Origin of the sequence: Pseudomonas chlororaphis subsp. chlororaphis (genome assembly GCF_003945765.1) — a bacterium.
GTDB classification, from domain to species: Bacteria; Pseudomonadota; Gammaproteobacteria; order Pseudomonadales; family Pseudomonadaceae; genus Aquipseudomonas; species Aquipseudomonas chlororaphis.
In genome coordinates, this window is record NZ_CP027712.1 from 1,312,231 (window position 1) to 1,331,361 (window position 19,131).

Annotated in this window: 16 protein-coding genes; all 16 read left to right on the forward strand. The window is 59.9% G+C overall.

Annotated features, from left to right (window positions below):
* Window positions 1–24 precede the first annotated feature (24 nt).
* Complete coding sequence (pyrH, locus tag C4K27_RS05810) at window positions 25–768, forward strand: UMP kinase (protein WP_007924076.1); 744 nt, start codon at window positions 25–27, stop codon at window positions 766–768.
* Complete coding sequence (gene frr, locus C4K27_RS05815) at window positions 765–1,322, forward strand: ribosome recycling factor (protein WP_007924074.1); 558 nt, start codon at window positions 765–767, stop codon at window positions 1,320–1,322. Before pyrH ends, frr begins: the two co-directional genes overlap by 4 nt.
* A 14-nt stretch (window positions 1,323–1,336) precedes the next feature.
* A complete protein-coding gene (uppS, locus tag C4K27_RS05820; protein ID WP_053259794.1) occupies window positions 1,337–2,092 on the forward strand; it encodes a polyprenyl diphosphate synthase in 756 nt (251 codons plus the stop codon).
* On the forward strand, window positions 2,092–2,898 hold the full coding sequence (locus C4K27_RS05825; protein WP_053259795.1) for a phosphatidate cytidylyltransferase: 807 nt from the start codon (window positions 2,092–2,094) through the stop codon (window positions 2,896–2,898). The genes uppS and C4K27_RS05825 overlap by 1 nt, the downstream gene beginning before the upstream one ends.
* On the forward strand, window positions 2,895–4,085 hold the full coding sequence (gene ispC / locus C4K27_RS05830) for a 1-deoxy-D-xylulose-5-phosphate reductoisomerase (protein ID WP_053259796.1): 1,191 nt from the start codon (window positions 2,895–2,897) through the stop codon (window positions 4,083–4,085). Before C4K27_RS05825 ends, ispC begins: the two co-directional genes overlap by 4 nt.
* A gap of 54 nt (window positions 4,086–4,139) precedes the next feature.
* Window positions 4,140–5,492 (forward strand): sigma E protease regulator RseP, encoded by a 1,353-nt coding sequence (rseP, locus tag C4K27_RS05835; protein ID WP_053259797.1) that lies wholly within the window; start codon window positions 4,140–4,142, stop codon window positions 5,490–5,492.
* A 74-nt stretch (window positions 5,493–5,566) separates the two neighbouring features.
* Entirely contained in the window at window positions 5,567–7,954 is a 2,388-nt protein-coding gene (gene bamA, locus C4K27_RS05840) for an outer membrane protein assembly factor BamA (RefSeq protein ID WP_053259798.1), read from the forward strand.
* A 45-nt stretch (window positions 7,955–7,999) separates the two neighbouring features.
* On the forward strand, window positions 8,000–8,503 hold the full coding sequence (locus C4K27_RS05845; protein ID WP_007924063.1) for an OmpH/Skp family outer membrane protein: 504 nt from the start codon (window positions 8,000–8,002) through the stop codon (window positions 8,501–8,503).
* Between the two features lie 3 nt (window positions 8,504–8,506).
* The gene (gene lpxD / locus C4K27_RS05850; RefSeq protein WP_053259799.1) at window positions 8,507–9,562 is read left to right on the forward strand and encodes a UDP-3-O-(3-hydroxymyristoyl)glucosamine N-acyltransferase; all 1,056 of its coding nucleotides are present in this window, start codon (window positions 8,507–8,509) and stop codon (window positions 9,560–9,562) included.
* A gap of 109 nt (window positions 9,563–9,671) precedes the next feature.
* Complete coding sequence (gene fabZ, locus C4K27_RS05855; RefSeq protein WP_007924058.1) at window positions 9,672–10,112, forward strand: 3-hydroxyacyl-ACP dehydratase FabZ; 441 nt, start codon at window positions 9,672–9,674, stop codon at window positions 10,110–10,112.
* The gene (lpxA, locus tag C4K27_RS05860; RefSeq protein WP_007924057.1) at window positions 10,109–10,885 is read left to right on the forward strand and encodes an acyl-ACP--UDP-N-acetylglucosamine O-acyltransferase; all 777 of its coding nucleotides are present in this window, start codon (window positions 10,109–10,111) and stop codon (window positions 10,883–10,885) included. Before fabZ ends, lpxA begins: the two co-directional genes overlap by 4 nt.
* Before the next feature lie 2 nt (window positions 10,886–10,887).
* Window positions 10,888–12,018, forward strand: coding sequence for a lipid-A-disaccharide synthase (lpxB, locus tag C4K27_RS05865; RefSeq protein ID WP_053259800.1), 1,131 nt, complete (start codon window positions 10,888–10,890; stop codon window positions 12,016–12,018).
* Between the two features lie 11 nt (window positions 12,019–12,029).
* Window positions 12,030–12,662 (forward strand): ribonuclease HII, encoded by a 633-nt coding sequence (rnhB, locus tag C4K27_RS05870; RefSeq protein WP_007924054.1) that lies wholly within the window; start codon window positions 12,030–12,032, stop codon window positions 12,660–12,662.
* Window positions 12,663–12,874: 212 nt separating this feature from the next.
* A complete protein-coding gene (dnaE, locus tag C4K27_RS05875; protein ID WP_053259801.1) occupies window positions 12,875–16,399 on the forward strand; it encodes a DNA polymerase III subunit alpha in 3,525 nt (1,174 codons plus the stop codon).
* A gap of 140 nt (window positions 16,400–16,539) precedes the next feature.
* Entirely contained in the window at window positions 16,540–17,487 is a 948-nt protein-coding gene (locus tag C4K27_RS05880) for an acetyl-CoA carboxylase carboxyltransferase subunit alpha (protein ID WP_053259802.1), read from the forward strand.
* Window positions 17,488–17,606: 119 nt separating this feature from the next.
* Window positions 17,607–18,935, forward strand: a complete 1,329-nt coding sequence (tilS, locus tag C4K27_RS05885; protein ID WP_053259803.1) for a tRNA lysidine(34) synthetase TilS — start codon at window positions 17,607–17,609, stop codon at window positions 18,933–18,935.
* Window positions 18,936–19,131 lie beyond the last annotated feature (196 nt).

Here is a 19,131-nt window from a genome sequence, read left to right on the forward strand (position 1 = left end):
AATACGCCGCAGGAGAGATTCGCAATGGCTCAGCAGGGCAGTGGTTATCAAGCTCGCTATAAACGCATTCTACTCAAGCTTAGCGGCGAGGCCCTGATGGGCTCGGAAGAGTTCGGGATCGACCCTAAGGTGCTCGATCGCATGGCGCTGGAAGTCGGCCAGCTGGTGGGCATCGGTGTTCAGGTCGGCCTGGTCATCGGTGGTGGCAACCTGTTCCGTGGCGCGGCGCTCAGCGCGGCAGGCATGGATCGGGTAACAGGCGACCACATGGGCATGCTGGCCACTGTGATGAACGGCCTGGCCATGCGCGACGCGCTGGAACGTGCGAATATCTCGGCGATCGTCATGTCGGCCATTTCCATGGTGGGTGTGACCGATCACTATGACCGTCGCAAGGCGATGCGCCATCTGAACTCCAAGGAAGTGGTGATCTTCGCTGCCGGTACCGGCAACCCGTTCTTCACGACCGACTCCGCAGCATGCTTGCGGGCGATCGAGATCGATGCCGACGTAGTGCTCAAGGCAACCAAGGTTGACGGTGTGTACACCGCAGACCCATTCAAAGACCCGCATGCCGAGAAGTTCGATCATCTGACCTACGATGAAGTGCTGGATCGCAAGCTGGGTGTCATGGATCTGACGGCGATCTGCCTGTGCCGCGACCATAAGATGCCGTTGCGCGTATTTAACATGAACAAGCCCGGCGCCCTACTGAACATCGTGCATGGCGGCGCTGAAGGAACCCTGATCGAGGAAGGCGAACAATGATCAACGAAATCAAGAAAGACGCTCAAGAGCGCATGAAGAAGTCCCTGGAGTCGCTGGCTCACGCGTTTGGCCAGATCCGCACCGGCAAGGCGCACCCGAGCATCCTGGGTAGCGTGATGGTGCCTTACTATGGCACTGACACCCCATTGAGCGGTGTGGCCAACGTTACCGTGAAAGACTCTCAGACCCTGCAGGTGGTGCCATTCGAGCGCAACATGCTTGGGGCAATCGACAAGGCCATCGGCAGTGCTGGCTTGAACCTCAATCCGACCAATCTTGGCGAGCTGCTGCTGATCAAAATGGCGCCGCTGACTGAAGAAACCCGCAAAGGCTTCACCAAGCAGGCGCGTGCTGCTGCTGAAGATGCCCGTGTTGCCGTGCGCAATATTCGTCGCGATGCCTTGGGCGATCTGAAGAAGCTGTCCAAGGACAAGGAAATCAGTGAAGACGAAGAGCGTCGCGCCGGAGCTGAGATCGACAAGCTGATCAAAGAGTTCGAGGCTCAGATCGCTAAGGCGACTGACGAGAAAGAAAAGGACCTGATGGCCGTATAAGGGTCGGGCTTTAAATGGACAAGACCAAGCAGAGTGCGCCGTCCTCGGTGCCGCGCCATGTCGCGATCATCATGGATGGCAACAATCGCTGGGCAAAAAAACGCTTCATGCCCGGCGTCGCCGGGCACAAGGCGGGTGTCGATGCTGTTCGCGCGGTGATCGAGGTGTGCGCCGAGGCCAAGGTCGAGGTGCTGACCCTGTTTGCCTTCTCCAGTGAGAACTGGCAGCGGCCGGCCGATGAAGTCAGCGCCTTGATGGATCTGTTCTTCAAGGCATTGCGCCGCGAGGCCAAACGCCTCAATGAAAACAACATCAGCCTGCGCATCATTGGCGATCGTTCGCGTTTCCATCCTGAGTTGCAGGCGGCAATGCGCGAGGCGGAGGCGATGACTGCGGGTAGTGACCGCTTCATTCTGCAGATCGCTGCCAACTATGGCGGTCAGTGGGATATCGCCCAGGCCGCTCAGCGCCTGGCGCGGGAAGTTCAGGCGGGGCACCTGCGTCCTGAGGACATTACCCCTGAGTTGTTGCAAACCTGCCTGGCGACTGGCGAACTGCCATTGCCGGACCTGTGCATTCGTACGGGTGGCGAGCACCGCATCAGCAATTTCCTGCTCTGGCAGCTGGCTTATGCTGAGCTGTACTTCTCCGACCTGTTCTGGCCGGACTTCAAACACGATGCCATGCGCGCTGCGCTGGCCGATTACGCTTCTCGCCAGCGCCGCTTCGGTAAAACGAGCGAGCAGGTCGAAGCTGGAGCCCGGGTTTAATGCTCAAACAACGAATCATTACTGCGCTGATCCTGCTGCCGATCGCCTTGTGCGGTTTTTTCCTGCTCGAAGGTTCTGCCTTCGCCCTGTTTATTGGGCTGGTGGTGACCCTCGGGGCTTGGGAGTGGGCGCGCCTGGCGGGTTTCGAGGCTCAGTCGACCCGTATTGCCTATGCAGTAGTGGTCGCTGCGCTGTTGTTCCTGATGCAGCTGTTGCCAGGTATCGCGCCTTGGGTGCTGGGGGCTGCGGTGCTCTGGTGGGGGCTGGCGACTTTCCTGGTGCTCACCTATCCGCGTACCCGTGAGCATTGGGCCGGTGCCGCGGCCAAGCTGGTGATCGGCCTGCTGATTCTGCTGCCGGCCTGGCAAGGCCTGGTCTTCATCAAGCAGCAGCCTTTGGGTAACTGGTTGATCATGGCGGTGATGGTGCTGGTCTGGGGGGCTGATATCGGTGCCTACTTCTCCGGCAAAGCGTTCGGCAAGCGCAAGCTGGCGCCACAGGTCAGCCCGGGCAAGAGCTGGGAGGGAGTGTACGGCGGCCTGCTGCTGAGTCTGGTGATCACTGCGGCGGTCGGTCTGGTTGCGGGCTGGTCCGTCGGGCAGATCATTCTAGGCTTGCTCGGAGCGGCTATCGTGGTGTTCATCTCGGTGGTCGGCGACCTGACCGAAAGCATGTTCAAGCGCCAGGCCGGGATCAAGGACAGCAGTAACCTGCTGCCTGGGCATGGCGGCGTGCTCGATCGTATCGACAGCCTGACCGCGGCCATTCCGGTATTCGCCGTGCTGTTGTGGATGGCTGCATTGTGAGTCGCCCACAGCAGATTACGGTTCTCGGAGCCACCGGCTCTATCGGCCTCAGTACGCTGGATGTCATTGCCCGTCATCCCGAGCGTTATCAGGTCTTCGCCTTGAGCGGTTTCAGTCGTCTGGCTGAGTTGCTGGCGCTATGCATCCGTCACGCTCCCCGTTTTGCCGTCGTCCCGCATATCGCTGCCGCGCGTAGCTTGCAGGAGGACTTGCGCAATGCCGGTTCGCGCACCCGTGTACTGGTGGGCGAAGAGGGGTTGTGTGAGGTGGCGTCCGACCCTGAAGTCGATGCAGTCATGGCGGCTATCGTCGGTGCTGCGGGCTTGCGTCCGACCCTGGCTGCCGTCGAGGCCGGCAAGAAAATTCTCCTGGCCAATAAAGAAGCACTGGTCATGTCCGGCGCGCTGTTTATGCAGGCGGTGGGCAAGAGCGGTTCGGTATTGCTGCCTATCGACAGTGAACACAACGCCATCTTCCAGTGCATGCCTGCGGACTTTTCCCGTGGGTTGAGCAATGTGGGGGTGCGGCGTATTTTGCTGACCGCATCCGGTGGCCCGTTCCGCCAAACTCCGCTGGCCGAACTGGAGCAGGTAACGCCCGAGCAGGCGTGTGCCCACCCCAACTGGTCCATGGGGCGCAAGATATCCGTCGATTCGGCCAGCATGATGAACAAAGGCCTCGAATTGATCGAGGCGTGCTGGTTGTTTGATGCCAAGCCCGCCCAGGTCGAGGTGGTGATTCATCCACAAAGCGTGATTCATTCGCTGGTCGACTACGTGGACGGTTCGGTGCTGGCCCAGTTGGGCAACCCGGATATGCGCACGCCGATCGCCAATGCCCTGGCTTGGCCGGAGCGGATCGACTCCGGCGTGCCACCCCTGGATCTGTTCGCCGTGGCACGCCTGGATTTCCAGGCGCCTGATGAACAGCGGTTCCCTTGCTTGCGTTTGGCGCGCCAGGCCGCGGAAGCTGGCAACAGCGCTCCGGCCATGTTGAACGCGGCCAACGAGGTGGCTGTTGCCGCGTTTCTCGAACGGCGCATCCGCTACCCCGAGATCGCGAGTATCATCGAAGAAGTTTTAAGCCTCGAGCCGGTTGTTGCAGTCGATGAACTGAGCACCGTGTTCGCGGCGGACGCCAAAGCCCGTGCCCTGGCTGAGCAGTGGCTGGGTCGCAACGGCCGGTAAGGATTGCGACAAGCCTGAGCGTATCGGCACTGGATAGGATTGCGGAGAAAGTAGATGAGCGCGCTCTATATGATTGTCGGCACCCTGATCGCCCTGGGTGTGCTGGTCACCTTCCATGAATTCGGTCACTTCTGGGTGGCGCGTCGTTGCGGCGTCAAGGTTCTGCGTTTCTCCGTGGGCTTCGGCATGCCGCTGCTGCGTTGGCATGACCGGCAGGGTACCGAGTTCGTGATTGCCGCCATTCCGCTGGGCGGCTACGTGAAGATGCTCGACGAGCGCGAGGGTGAAGTGCCTGTCGATCAGCTTGATCAGTCGTTCAATCGCAAGTCGGTGCGTCAGCGTATCGCCATCGTTGCCGCCGGTCCTGTCGCCAACTTCCTGCTGGCGCTGGTGTTCTTCTGGGGGCTGGCGATGCTCGGTAGCGAGCAGGTGCGTCCGGTCATCGGCAGTGTCGAGGCTGGAAGCATTGCCGCCAAGGCCGGCCTGAGTTCCGGCCAGGAAATTGTTGCAATCGATGGCGAACCCACCGTGGGGTGGTCGGCGGTCAACCTGCAGCTGGTTCGGCGTCTGGGCGAAAGCGGCACCTTGCAGTTGTTGGTTCGCGAGCAGGGTTCGACTGCCGATTCGCCCCGCGAGCTGGTGCTCGACAATTGGCTCAAGGGGATCGATGAGCCGGATCCTATTCGTTCCCTGGGGATTCGCCCCTGGCGTCCGGAGCTCGCCCCCGTTCTGGCCGAGCTCGACCCGAAAGGCCCGGCCCAGGCAGCTGGCCTGAAAGCCGGCGATCGTTTGCTGGCGCTGGATGGTCAGCCGCTGACCGATTGGCAACAGGTCGTCGACTGGGTGCGTGTACGTCCTGATACCAAAATTGTGCTGCGCGTCGAGCGTGATGGTGCTCAAATCGACGTCCCGGTGACCTTGGCCGCGCGCGGTAAAGAGAAAGTTGCCAGTGGTTATCTGGGGGCTGGGGTGAAGGCAGTCGATTGGCCGCCGGAAATGCTTCGCGAGGTCAGTTATGGCCCGCTGGCTGCGATTGGCGAAGGTGCCCGGCGTACTTGGACCATGAGCGTGCTGACCCTCGACTCACTGAAGAAAATGTTGTTCGGCGAGCTCTCGGTAAAAAACTTGAGTGGACCGATAACCATTGCTAAAGTGGCGGGCGCTTCTGCCCAGTCGGGCGTTGCTGATTTCTTGAATTTCCTTGCTTATCTGAGTATTAGCCTAGGGGTTCTGAACTTGCTGCCCATTCCTGTACTGGATGGGGGGCATCTGTTGTTTTATCTGATCGAGTGGGCGCGTGGTCGTCCCTTGTCGGATCGGGTGCAAGGTTGGGGGATACAGATCGGTATCAGCTTGGTGGTCGGGGTGATGTTGCTTGCCTTGGTCAACGATCTGGGTCGTCTGTAACGCTTCGCTGAATTGCGAATCTGCCGCATTTTGCGGCAGTTTCTTTATTGCCAGTTGGAATAAGAAAGGACTTCATGAAACGTCTGCTGCTAACTGCGGTTCTCTCCGTATTGATGATCGCCGAAGTTCACGCCGAGTCCTTCACTATCTCCGATATCCGCGTCAACGGCCTCCAGCGGGTCTCCGCGGGTAGCGTCTTTGGGGCCTTGCCGCTGAACGTCGGTGAGCAGGCGGACGATCGTCGTCTGGTGGAATCCACTCGTGCGCTGTTCAAAACCGGCTTCTTTCAAGATATCCAGCTGGGCCGCGATGGCAATGTCCTGGTCATCACGGTAGTCGAGCGTCCATCCGTCGCCAGTATCGAAATCGAAGGTAACAAGGCGATTTCCACTGAAGACTTGATGAAAGGCCTCAAGCAATCCGGTCTCGCGGAAGGAGAAATCTTCCAGCGTGCGACCCTTGAAGGTGTTCGTAACGAACTGCAGCGCCAGTATGTAGCCCAGGGCCGCTACTCGGCCACCGTCGATACCGAAGTGGTTCCGCAGCCGCGCAACCGTGTGGCGTTGAAGGTCAACATCAACGAAGGCACCGTCGCTGCGATCCAGCACATCAACGTCGTGGGCAACACCGTGTTCCCGGACGAAGACCTGGTCGAACTGTTCGAACTCAAAACCACCAACTGGCTGTCGTTCTTCAAGAACGACGACAAGTATGCGCGTGAAAAACTTTCCGGTGACCTGGAGCGCCTGCGTTCCTACTACCTGGACCGTGGCTATATCAACATGGATATCGCTTCGACCCAGGTATCGATCACCCCGGACAAGAAACACGTCTATATCACTGTGAATGTCAACGAAGGCGAGAAGTACAGCGTTCGTGACGTGAAGCTCAGCGGTGACCTGAAAGTGCCTGAAGACCAGGTCAAGTCGCTGCTGCTGGTCGAGAAGGGCCAGGTGTTCTCGCGCAAATTGATGACCACCACTTCCGAGCTGATCACCCGCCGCCTGGGCAACGAGGGTTATACCTTCGCCAACGTCAACGGTGTTCCGCAGCCTCACGACGAAGATCACACGGTCGATATCACGTTCGTGGTCGATCCTGGCAAGCGTGCCTATGTGAACCGCATCAACTTCCGCGGCAACACCAAGTCCGAGGACGAAGTGCTGCGTCGTGAAATGCGTCAGATGGAAGGTGGCTGGGCTTCGACTTACCTGATCGACCAGTCCAAGACCCGTCTGGAGCGTCTGGGCTTCTTCAAGGAAGTCAACGTCGAAACCCCGGCCGTGCCAGGTGTCGACGACCAGGTAGACGTCAATTACGCAGTAGAAGAGCAGGCTTCCGGTTCGATCACCGCCAGCGTCGGTTTCGCCCAGAGCGCCGGTCTGATCCTCGGTGGTTCGATCACCCAGAACAACTTCCTGGGTACCGGTAACAAGGTCAGCATCGGCCTGACTCGCAGCGAATACCAGAGCCGTTACAACTTCGGTTATGTCGACCCCTACTGGACTGCCGATGGTGTGAGCCTGGGTTATAACGCGTTCTATCGCACCACTGACTACGACGACCTCGATGTCGACGTGGCGAGCTATGCGGTAGACAGCCTGGGTGCCGGCGTCAGCGTTGGCTACCCGATCAGCGAGACTTCGCGTCTGACCTTCGGCCTGACCGCGCAACAAGACAAGATCAAGACCGGTCGCTATACCGTCGACGAAATCTTCGACTTCGTGAACCGTGAAGGCGACAACTACCTGAACTTCAAGGCTTCGGCCGGCTGGTCCGAGTCGACCCTGAACAAAGGTGTCCTGGCGACCCGTGGTCATTCCCAGAGCCTGGTGCTGGAAGCCACCACCCCAGGTAGCGACCTGTCGTTCTTCAAGCTCGACTACCGCGGCCAGTTGTTCCAGCCGCTGACCGACACCTACACCATGCGCCTGCACACCGAACTGGGTTATGGCGACGGTTATGGTTCGACCGACGGCTTGCCGTTCTATGAAAACTACTATGCTGGTGGTTTTAACTCGGTTCGTGGTTTCAAGGACAGCACCTTGGGTCCTCGCAGTACTCCGAGTCGTGGTGTGGGTGCGACAGGCAACGCCGGTACCTCGCTTGACCCGGACCAGGATGCCCTGCCATTCGGTGGCAACGTGCTGATCCAGGGTGGTGTCGAGGTGTTGTTCCCGATGCCGTTCGTCAAGGATCAGCGTTCGCTGCGGACTTCCGTGTTCTGGGATGTGGGTAACGTATTCGACTCCAAGTGCGAGAAGACCACCAACACCAACGGCACGCCGTCCAATACACAGTGTAACGACATCAGCCTGAGCAATCTGGCCAGTTCCGTGGGTGTCGGCGTGACATGGGTAACCGCTCTGGGCCCGCTGAGCTTTGCTCTGGCGATGCCGATCAAGAAACCTGACGACGCTGAAACCCAGGTGTTCCAATTCTCCCTCGGTCAGACTTTCTAAGAGTCCGACCCAAGATAACGACAATGGATTTTGTAGGAGTGCATCGTGCGTAAGTTGACTCAATTGGTTCTCCTGGCGACTGTCCTGGTAGCAGGCCCGGCCTTCGCCGACATGAAAATCGCCGTGCTGAACTATCAGATGGCACTGCTGGAATCCGATGCTGCGAAGAAATACGCAGTGGATGCCGAGAAGAAGTTCGGCCCGCAGTTGAACAAGCTGAAAACCCTGGAAAGCAGTGCCAAGGGCATTCAGGATCGTCTGGTTGCCGGTGGCGACAAGATGCAGCAAGGCGAGCGTGAGCGTCTGGAACTCGAATTCAAGCAGAAAGCCCGTGACTTCCAGTTCCAGTCCAAGGAACTGAACGAAGCCAAAGCCGTTGCCGATCGTGAAATGCTCAAGCAACTGAAGCCGAAACTCGACAGCGCCGTGGAAGAAGTCATCAAGAAAGGTGGTTTTGACCTGGTGTTCGAGCGTGGCGCAGTGATTGATGTCAAACCTCAGTACGACATCACTCGCCAGGTTATCGAGCGCATGAATCAGCTGAAGTAACCCATGACAGCGACTATAAAGCTCGGCCAGCTGGCCGAGTTCCTCGGAGCCACCCTGCGTGGCTCCGCAGAGAAAGAAATCACTGGGCTAGCCACCTTGCAGGAGGCTGGCCCAGCTCAGTTGAGCTTTTTGGCAAATCCCCAATACCGTAAGTATCTGGCTGACAGTCAGGCAGGCGCCGTGCTGCTGAAGGCGGCGGATGCCGAAGGTTATGCCGGTGATGCCCTGGTCGTGGCCGATCCCTACCTGTCGTACGCGCGGATTTCCCACCTGTTCGATCCCAAGCCCAAGGCGCCGGCCGGTATTCATCCGACTGCGGTCATTGCCGAGGATGCTGTGGTCGACGCAGCGGCCAGCGTTGGCGCGTTTGCGGTTGTCGAGAGCGGCGCGCAAATTGCTGCGGGCGTCACGATCGGTGCTCATTGTTTTATCGGTGCTCGTTGCCAGATCGGCGAGGGCGGCTGGCTGGCTCCACGCGTGACGCTTTATCACGATGTGCGTGTCGGCAAGCGTGTGGTCATTCAGTCTGGTGCGGTACTGGGCGGCGAAGGTTTCGGTTTCGCCAACGAGAAGGGCATCTGGCAGAAGATCGCGCAGATTGGTGGTGTCACCATTGGCGACGATGTCGAGATCGGCGTGAATACCGCTATCGATCGCGGAGCGCTGGCCGATACCGTCATCGGCAATGGCGTGAAGCTGGATAACCAGATTCAGATTGCCCACAACGTCCAGGTCGGTGATCACACCGCCATGGCAGCCTGTGTCGGTATTTCCGGCAGCACCCGGATCGGTAAGCACTGCATGCTCGCCGGCGGTGTCGGGCTGGTTGGCCACATCGATATTTGCGACAACGTTTTCCTGACCGGGATGACCATGGTGACCCACTCGATTACCGAGCCGGGTGCCTACTCTTCCGGTACAGCCATGCAGCCTGCTGCCGAGTGGCGCAAAAGCGCGGCACGCATCCGTCAGCTCGATGATCTCGCGCGACGCCTGCGGCAACTGGAAAAGCGCGTTGGGGAAGTGACCCCCGACGGTAAAGCTTCATCAGATGGCTGATACCATTTCCATATCAAGTGTGCACAGCCGTTAGACTGCCTCCTTGATTTGCTAGAGGAGTGTGCGTTAGTCGCACGCTCCCAATCTTTACTACAGGCTTCCCCCCGAAATGATGGACATCAACGAGATTCGCGAATACCTGCCTCACCGTTACCCGTTCCTGTTGGTGGACCGGGTAGTGGACCTGGATGTTGAGGGCAAGTGCATTCGTGCCTACAAGAATGTCAGCATCAACGAACCTTTCTTCAATGGTCACTTCCCCGCGCATCCAATCATGCCGGGCGTGCTGATCATCGAAGCCATGGCTCAGGCTGCGGGCATTCTTGGTTTCAAGATGCTGGACGTGAAGCCGGCCGATGGCACCCTCTATTACTTCGTCGGTTCCGACAAGCTGCGCTTCCGCCAGCCGGTGCTGCCGGGTGACCAGTTGATCCTGGAAGCCAAGTTCATCAGCTGCAAGCGCCAGATCTGGAAATTCGAATGCCAGGCTTCGGTCGACGGCAAGCCAGTCTGCTCCGCTGAAATTATCTGTGCGGAACGCAAACTATGAGTTTGATTGACCCTCGCGCAATCATCGATCCGACGGCCATTCTGGCCGACGACGTTGAGGTTGGCCCGTGGTCGATCGTTGGTGCCGGTGTGGAAATCGGCGAGGGTACGGTGATCGGGCCTCATGTAGTTCTCAAAGGCCCGACCCGGATCGGTAAGCACAATCGTATCTACCAGTTCTCCTCGGTAGGCGAAGACACTCCCGATCTGAAGTACAAAGGCGAGGAAACCCGCCTGGTGATTGGTGACCACAACGTCATTCGTGAAGGCGTGACCATTCATCGCGGCACTGTCCAGGATCGTTCCGAGACCACCCTCGGCGATCACAACCTGGTCATGGCGTACGCCCATATCGGTCACGACAGCGTGATCGGCAACCATTGCATCCTGGTCAACAATACGGCGTTGGCCGGCCATGTGCATGTGGACGACTGGGCGATCCTGTCCGGTTTCACCCTGGTTCACCAGTACTGCCATATCGGCGCCCACAGCTTTTCCGGCATGGGTACGGCGATCGGCAAGGATGTTCCGGCCTTTGTCACAGTGTTCGGCAACCCGGCCGAGGCACGCAGCATGAACTTCGAGGGCATGCGTCGTCGTGGTTTCAGCGAAGACGCGATTCACGCCCTGCGTCGAGCCTATAAAGTGGTGTATCGCCAAGGCTTGACCGTCGATCAGGCGCTCGTCGAGTTGGCAGAAGCTGCTGCACAGTTTCCCGAAGTCGCGGTATTTCGCGACTCGATCCAGTCTTCGACCCGCGGCATCACCCGTTAATCATGAGCAAACTGCGTATTGCGCTGGTGGCTGGCGAAGCTTCCGGCGACATTCTTGGCGCCGGTTTGATGCGCGCGCTCAAGGCCCAGCATCCCGCCGTTGAATTCATCGGTGTCGGTGGCCCGCTGATGCAGGCCGAAGGGCTGACCTCTTACTTCCCGATGGAGCGCCTGGCGGTCATGGGGCTGGTGGAAGTCCTGGGGCGCTTGCGCGAACTGCTGGCCCGGCGCAAGAAGCTGGTTCAGACCCTGATCGCCGAGAAGCCGGACGTGTTTATCGGTATCGATGCCCCCGACTTCAACCTCAACATCGAACTCCAGTTGCGTCAGGCCGGCATCAAGACCGTGCATTACGTCAGCCCCTCGGTCTGGGCGTGGCGGCAAAAGCGCGTGCTGAAGATCCGCGAAGGTTGCGACCTGATGCTGACGCTATTCCCGTTCGAAGCCAAATTCTATGAAGAGAAGGGCGTGCCGGTGCGGTTCGTTGGGCACTCCCTGGCTGACGCCATTCCGCTGGAGGCTGACCGGGCCGCGGCTCGCACTGAGCTGGGCTTGCCCGAGGGCCCGCTGGTGGCCCTGATGCCGGGCAGCCGTGGCGGTGAAGTCGGGCGCCTGGGAGCCTTGTTCCTCGATGCGGCACAGCGCCTGCGCGCCTTGCGTCCTGGGGTGCGTTTCGTCATGCCTTGCGCGAGCCCCGAGCGACGCACTCAGTTGGAAGAGCTGCTGGCCGGTCGCGACCTGCCGCTGACCCTGCTCAATGGCCAGTCGCATCAGGCGCTGGCGGCTTGCGACGCGGTATTGATCGCTTCTGGCACCGCGACCCTTGAGGCGCTGCTGTACAAGCGCCCGATGGTCGTTGCCTATCGCCTGGCGCCGCTAACCTTCTGGATTCTCAAGCGTATGGTCAAGAGCCCTTATATTTCCCTGCCGAACCTGCTGGCCCAGCGCCTGCTGGTTCCCGAGCTGCTGCAGGACGACGCCACTGCTGAGGCCCTGGCCCAGACCCTATCGCCCTTGATCGAAGGCGGCCAGGAGCAGACCCGCGGGTTTGACGAGATCCATCGTACCCTGCGCCGAGATGCCTCCAACCAGGCGGCTGAAGCGGTGTTGAACCTGATTGGCAAACCGGCATGAGTAACGAAAAGATGCAGATGGGACTGGATTTCTCGCTGGTGGCCGATGCCGAAGACCTGGTGGCCGGTGTCGACGAAGTAGGGCGCGGCCCCTTGTGCGGCGCGGTGGTCACGGCTGCGGTCATCCTCGATCCAAGCCGGCCGATTCTCGGCTTGAACGACTCGAAGAAGCTCACCGAGGCCCGTCGTGAAAAGCTCTACGACGAGATTTGTGAGAAAGCCCTGAGCTGGTGCATTGCCCGCGCCGAAGTCGAGGAGATCGACGAGTTGAATATCCTGCATGCCACCATGCTGGCCATGCAGCGCGCGGTAGAGGGGCTGAGTGTGACCCCGAAACTGGCGATGATCGACGGTAACCGTTGTCCGAAACTGTCGATGCCTGCCGAAGCCGTGGTCCAGGGTGATAGCAAGGTGCCTGCGATCGCCGCGGCGTCGATTCTGGCCAAGGTCAGCCGGGATCGCGAGATGGCGGCGTTCGAGCTGATCTACCCCGGTTATGGCATAGGCGGACACAAGGGCTATCCGACGCCCGTTCATCTGGAAGCGCTGGCCCGCCTGGGGCCGACGCCGATTCACCGGCGCTCGTTCGCGCCGGTACGCCAAGCCTACGAAGCCCGTGAGAACGTGGGCGAGATTCAGTCCTGAGGCTGATGTTTTAGCGAAGGCCCGGTACAATCCGGCTGTTTTAGAGGGCGAAGAGCGAAGGTAAGACAAGGCGAACGGTGGTGATAAAGCGCAGTTGACGTTAGTCAATGAGCATTTTGAGCCGCTGTTCAACGCAGTATTACCGAGCTCGACCCCTTTAAATCGCCGGATTTCCGGGCCTTGTTGTTTTCGCGCTTTCTTACAGGATCACTATGCCGGCTTCATTCGTTCATCTACGCCTGCACACTGAATATTCCCTGGTTGACGGTCTGGTGCGGATCAAACCGCTGGTCAAGACGTTGGCCGGCATGGGCATGCCCGCCGTGGCGGTTACCGACCAGAACAACATGTGTTCCCTGGTCAAGTTCTACAAGGCGGCCATGGGCACCGGGATCAAGCCGATCTGTGGCGCCGACTTGTGGCTGTCGAACAAGGATCCCGAGAATCCACTGAGCCGCATCAGCCTGCTGGTGATGAATGCCGTGGGCTATCGCAACCTGACTGAGCTGATTTCCCGCGGCTTCATCGATGGCCAGCGTAATGGCCAGATCATCATCGAGCGCGAGTGGGTGGCCGAGGCCGCCGAAGGCCTGATCATGCTCTCGGCCGCGAAAGAGGGTGAAATCGGTATTGCCCTGCTCGCTGGTGACCTGCAAGAAGCGCAAACCCTGGCACGCGAGTGGATGGCGGTGTTCCCGGATCGTTTCTATCTGGAAGTGCAGCGTACCAACCGTCCCAACGACGAAGAGCAGTTGCACGCAGCTGTGGCCCTGGCGGACAAGATCGGCGCGCCGCTGGTGGCGACCAACGATGTGCGGTTCATCAAGCGCGAAGACTTCGAGGCCCATGAAACCCGGGTCTGCATCGGTGAAGGCCGTGCCCTCGACGACCCGCGCCGTTCGAAGAACTACAGCGACCAGCAGTACCTGAAAAGCGCCGAGGAAATGGCCGAGCTGTTCAGCGACCTGCCCGAGGCCCTGGAAAATACGGTCGAGATCGCCAAGCGCTGCAATATCGAAGTGAAGCTGGGCAAGCACTTCTTGCCTGACTATCCGATTCCCGATGGCATGACCATCGATGAGTATTTCCGCAAGGTGTCGTTCGACGGGCTGGAAGAGCGCCTCAGCGTGCTGCTGCCCAAGGACACCACCGAAGACTATGAAGCCAAGCGCCAGGTGTATGTCGACCGGCTGAATTTCGAGCTGGATATCATCATCCAGATGGGGTTCCCCGGTTACTTCCTGATCGTTATGGACTTTATCCAGTGGGCCAAGAGCAACGGTGTGCCGGTGGGACCAGGCCGAGGGTCGGGTGCCGGCTCCCTGGTGGCCTATGTGCAGAAGATCACCGACCTCGACCCGCTGGCCTACGACCTGCTGTTCGAACGTTTCCTCAACCCGGAACGGGTTTCCATGCCCGACTTCGACGTCGACTTCTGCATGGACGGTCGTGACCGGGTCATCGACTACGTGGCCGAGAAATATGGCCGTAACGCGGTAAGCCAGATCATCACCTTCGGTTCCATGGCCGCCAAGGCGGTGGTGCGTGACGTGGCGCGGGTGCAGGGCAAGTCTTACGGCCTGGCTGACCGTTTGTCGAAGATGATTCCCTTCGAAGTCGGCATGACCCTGGAAAAAGCCTACGAGCAGGAAGAAATCCTGCGTGACTTCATCAAGGTCGATGAAGAAGCGGCGGAAATCTGGGAAATGGCGCGCAAGCTCGAGGGCGTGGTGCGTAACGTCGGCAAGCACGCCGGTGGTGTGGTTATCGCCCCGACCAAGCTGACCGACTTCTCGCCGATCTACTGCGACGAAGCCGGTGATGGCCTGGTAACCCAGTTCGACAAGGACGACGTCGAGGCCGCCGGCCTGGTGAAGTTCGACTTCCTCGGCCTGCGGACCCTGACCATCATCAAGTGGGCGATGGAGACCATCAACCGCGAGCAGGTCAAAAAGAACCTGCCCGATGTCAACATCGACTTCATCCCGCTGGACGACAAGAAGACTTACGAGCTGTTGCAGAAGGCCGAGACCACTGCGGTGTTCCAGCTCGAATCCCGAGGCATGAAAGAGCTGATCAAAAAGCTCAAGCCCGACTGTCTGGAAGACCTGATCGCACTGGTAGCGTTGTTCCGTCCTGGTCCGTTGCAATCAGGCATGGTGGACGACTTCATCAACCGTAAGCACGGTCGCGCCGAACTGGCCTATCCGCATCCGGACTACCAGTACGAGGGCCTGCGGCCGGTACTGGCGCCGACCTACGGCATCATTCTGTATCAGGAACAGGTGATGCAGATTGCCCAGGTGATGGCGGGCTACACCCTTGGCGGGGCCGACATGCTGCGTCGTGCCATGGGTAAGAAAAAACCCGAGGAGATGGCCAAGCAACGCGGCGGCTTCATCGAAGGTTGCGCCAACAACAATATCGATGCCGACCTGGCGGGCAACATCTTCGACCTGGTGGAAAAGTTCGCCGGCTACGGTTTCAACAAGTCCCACTCGGCCGCCTACGGCCTGGTGTCCTACCAGACTGCATGGCTCAAGACGCATCACCCGGCGCCTTTCATGGCCGCGGTACTGTCCGCGGATATGCACAACACCGACAAGGTGGTGGTGCTGATCGAAGAAGTGCGCAGCATGAAGCTGCGCCTCGATGCTCCAGATGTGAACAGTTCCGACTTCAAGTTCACCGTTAATAACGACGGCCGCATCGTCTATGGCCTGGGAGCGATCAAGGGCGTGGGCGAGGGGCCGGTGGAGGCGATCGTCGAGGCTCGTGCCGAAGGTGGCCCGTTCAAGGACCTGTTCGACTTCTGCAGCCGGGTCGACCTCAAGCGCATCAACAAGCGTACCCTCGATGCCTTGATCCGCAGTGGTGCCCTGGACCGCCTGGGGCCCTACTTCCACGACGAAATCAAGGCTTACCAGGCCAACATCGACCGCAACCGCGCGGTGCTGTTGTCGGCCCTGGAGGAAGCAGTCAAGGCGGCCGAGCAGACCGCGCGTACCGCCGACAGTGGCCACGCCGACCTGTTCGGCGGGGTCTTCGTCGAAGAAGATGCGGACGTCTACGCCAATCATCGCAAGGCCAAGGAACTGACCCTCAAGGAGCGCCTGAAAGGGGAGAAAGATACCCTCGGCCTGTACCTGACCGGGCACCCGATCGACGAATACGAAGGTGAGATCCGCCGTTTCGCCCGCCAGCGCATTGTCGACCTGAAGCCGGCGCGCGATACCCAGACCGTCGCGGGCATGATCATTGCCCTGCGGGTCATGAAGAACAAGAAGGGCGACAAGATGGGGTTCATTACCCTTGATGATCGTTCGGGGCGGATCGAGGCTTCGCTGTTCGCCGAGGCCTTCCATTCGGCCCAGTCCCTGCTGCAGACCGACGCGATGGTGGTGGTCGAGGGCGAGGTCAGCAACGACGACTTCTCCGGCGGCCTGCGCCTGCGGGTCAAGCGGGTGATGAGCATGGAAGATGCGCGCACCAACCTGGCGGAAAGCCTGCGCCTGAAGGTGCATACCGAAGCCCTCAAGGGCGATCAGCTACGCTGGCTGGGGGAGTTGTGCAAACGCCATCGCGGCGCTTGCCCGATCTCCATGGAGTACACCAAGGAGGACGCCAAGGCCTTGCTGCAGTTCGGCGAAGCCTGGCGGATCGATCCGGCGGATGCCTTGATTCAAGCCCTGCGTGACCAGTTCGGGCGAGACAACGTCTTCCTCCAATACCGTTGACGGTCTGGCGCCATAAAAGTGCGCCGATCTCGACCCGAATTTTTAATCTCGACCTGAACGCGCCTCTCCCTTAAGGTAGGGCGCGAATAGACAACCGGCCGGCCCAAGCTCTCTTGGACGTCGACCCAAGACGGACGCCTATGAACCCGAATTTTCTTGATTTCGAACAGCCGATCGCCGACCTGCAAGCCAAGATCGAAGAGTTGCGCTTGGTCGGTAATGACAATTCGCTGAATATCGGCGATGAGATCTCCCGCCTGCAAGACAAGAGCAGCACCCTGACCGAGGACATCTTCGGCAAGCTGACCAGCTGGCAGATCGCACGCCTGGCGCGTCATCCGCGTCGTCCGTACACCCTGGACTACATCGAGCACATCTTCACCGAGTTCGACGAACTGCATGGCGATCGCCACTTCTCCGACGACGCTGCGATCGTCGGCGGCGTTGCCCGCCTGGACGACCAGCCGGTCATGATCATCGGTCACCAGAAAGGCCGTGAAGTGCGCGAGAAGGTCCGCCGCAACTTCGGTATGCCGCGTCCTGAAGGCTATCGCAAGGCCTGCCGCCTGATGGAAATGGCCGAGCGCTTCAAGATGCCGATCCTGACCTTCATCGACACTCCGGGCGCCTACCCGGGCATCGACGCCGAAGAGCGTAACCAGAGCGAGGCCATTGCCTGGAACCTGCGGGTCATGGCACGCCTGAAAACCCCGATCATCGCCACCGTGATCGGTGAAGGTGGTTCTGGCGGTGCGCTGGCCATTGGTGTCTGCGATCAGCTGAATATGCTGCAGTACTCCACTTACGCGGTAATTTCGCCGGAAGGCTGCGCCTCGATCCTGTGGAAAACCGCCGAGAAAGCGCCGGATGCCGCCGAAGCCATGGGCATCACCGCCGAACGCCTGAAAGGCCTGGGCATTGTCGACAAGGTCATCAGCGAGCCACTGGGTGGCGCGCACCGTGATCCGGCTGCGGCGGCCGCGCTGATCCGCACCGAGCTGACTTCCCAACTGGCGATGCTCAAGAAGATGGATAACGACACACTGCTGGCGCGTCGTTACGATCGCCTGATGAGCTACGGTCTCTGATAGATCGACGCTCCTTGTAGGGGCGGGCTTGCTCGCGAAATGGGCGCCTCGGCCATTCAGGTCGAGGCTTTTCAGGCATTGCGAGCACGCTCGGTCTCTACTCAGGATCCGCTCCATTCATGAGCCCATTCGATACAGCCCTCACGCAAAAACTGCTGCAACGCCTCCTGCCCTGGCTGGATCGATCGGCCTGGCGCATCGCATTCTCTGGTGGCCTCGATTCCACCGTCCTGCTGCACCTGCTGGCCCAACTCAGGCAGCGACACAGTCTTCCCCCTTTGACTGCCATACACGTGCATCACGGCCTTCAGGCTGCGGCTGACGCCTGGCCGGAGCATTGCCGGGCCCAGTGCGAGGCTTTGGCTGTGCCGTTGCAGGTAGTGGCGGTGCAGGTGCAACCAGGAGCCAGTCTCGAGCGCGCGGCGCGGGAAGCGCGTTATGCCGTGTTCGAAGAGGTAACCGGCTGCAATGAGTTGCTGCTGACGGCCCAGCACCGCGACGATCAGGCGGAAACCCTGTTGTTCCGTCTGCTGCGTGGGGCCGGAGTCAGGGGGCTGTCGGCCATGCCGGCGTCGCGTGCGTTGGGGCAGGGGCATTTGCTGCGGCCTTTGCTCGACGTCTCCCGCGACGAACTGGAGCGCTACGCTCGGGATCACCAGTTGCACTGGATCGACGATCCCTCCAACCAGGACCGGCAGTTCTCCCGCAATTACCTGCGCCATCGGGTATTCCCGTTGCTGACCGCCCGCTGGCCACAAGCTGCCAGCAGCATGGCGCGTAGCGCGGCGCATTTGCGCGAGGCCCGGGAGTTGCTGGATGAGCTGGCCATTATCGATCTGCAAGAGGCGGTCAAGGGCGTTGAGTTCGAGTGGCTGGGGTTGCCGTCCCTGGCGCTGGCGCCTTTGCTCGGCTTGTCGCAGGCGCGCCAGCGCAATGCCCTGAGTCACTGGTTGAGCCGCTTCACGCCGCTGCCGGACAGCGATCACTGGGTGGGCTGGCAGACGCTGCGCGATGCCGCGGGCGACAGCCGTCCGGTATGGCGGCTGGGGCAGGGCGAGTTGCAGCGGGCGGCAGGGCGCGTCTGGTGGTTGTCGGATAGCTGGCTGCACCCCGTACTGTCTGCACCGAGTTGGGTCGATACCGCTGCGCCTCTGCCGTTGCCAGGTAATGGTCAACTGCAACTCATCGGTGGCGCGCCGCAAGGACCTTTGCAAGTGCGCTACCGTCAAGGAGGGGAGGTGATGCAACTGCCAGGACGCGGCCACCGCGACCTCAAGCGTCTGCTCAACGAGGCAGGTCTGCCAGCCTTCGTCCGTGGCAGATTGCCGCTGCTGTATCGAGGCGAAGAATTGCTCGCGGTGGCGAACCTGCCAGGTCTTGACGCAAATGCCCATGAAGGTTGGCAATTGCATTGGCAGCCGCCTTCGAGCGATCAAGGTTTGAGCTGAAAGTCCCTTTCCGGTAGACTACGCTCCCTTCTTGATACAACTTCTGTGGATTCGCCTGAATTGCAGGAGTTGCCGATTACCAAGCAGTCTTTGCTGGGCGATTCCAAAAAATGTGTAGCGAGCAACGTACCGGTGTTTTCTCTTCCGGTCTGTCCCAACGCGGCGGTTTTTTTGAAAGGTGCACTGTGATTAATGC

Coding starts and splice junctions, on each gene's coding strand:
- pyrH (WP_007924076.1), top strand. CDS start 25: ATGGCTCAGCAGGGCAGTGGTTATCAAGCTCGCTATAAACGCATTCTA.
- frr (WP_007924074.1), top strand. CDS start 765: ATGATCAACGAAATCAAGAAAGACGCTCAAGAGCGCATGAAGAAGTCC.
- uppS (WP_053259794.1), top strand. CDS start 1,337: ATGGACAAGACCAAGCAGAGTGCGCCGTCCTCGGTGCCGCGCCATGTC.
- C4K27_RS05825 (WP_053259795.1), top strand. CDS start 2,092: ATGCTCAAACAACGAATCATTACTGCGCTGATCCTGCTGCCGATCGCC.
- rseP (WP_053259797.1), top strand. CDS start 4,140: ATGAGCGCGCTCTATATGATTGTCGGCACCCTGATCGCCCTGGGTGTG.
- bamA (WP_053259798.1), top strand. CDS start 5,567: ATGAAACGTCTGCTGCTAACTGCGGTTCTCTCCGTATTGATGATCGCC.
- lpxD (WP_053259799.1), top strand. CDS start 8,507: ATGACAGCGACTATAAAGCTCGGCCAGCTGGCCGAGTTCCTCGGAGCC.
- fabZ (WP_007924058.1), top strand. CDS start 9,672: ATGATGGACATCAACGAGATTCGCGAATACCTGCCTCACCGTTACCCG.
- lpxA (WP_007924057.1), top strand. CDS start 10,109: ATGAGTTTGATTGACCCTCGCGCAATCATCGATCCGACGGCCATTCTG.
- lpxB (WP_053259800.1), top strand. CDS start 10,888: ATGAGCAAACTGCGTATTGCGCTGGTGGCTGGCGAAGCTTCCGGCGAC.
- rnhB (WP_007924054.1), top strand. CDS start 12,030: ATGCAGATGGGACTGGATTTCTCGCTGGTGGCCGATGCCGAAGACCTG.
- dnaE (WP_053259801.1), top strand. CDS start 12,875: ATGCCGGCTTCATTCGTTCATCTACGCCTGCACACTGAATATTCCCTG.
- C4K27_RS05880 (WP_053259802.1), top strand. CDS start 16,540: ATGAACCCGAATTTTCTTGATTTCGAACAGCCGATCGCCGACCTGCAA.
- tilS (WP_053259803.1), top strand. CDS start 17,607: ATGAGCCCATTCGATACAGCCCTCACGCAAAAACTGCTGCAACGCCTC.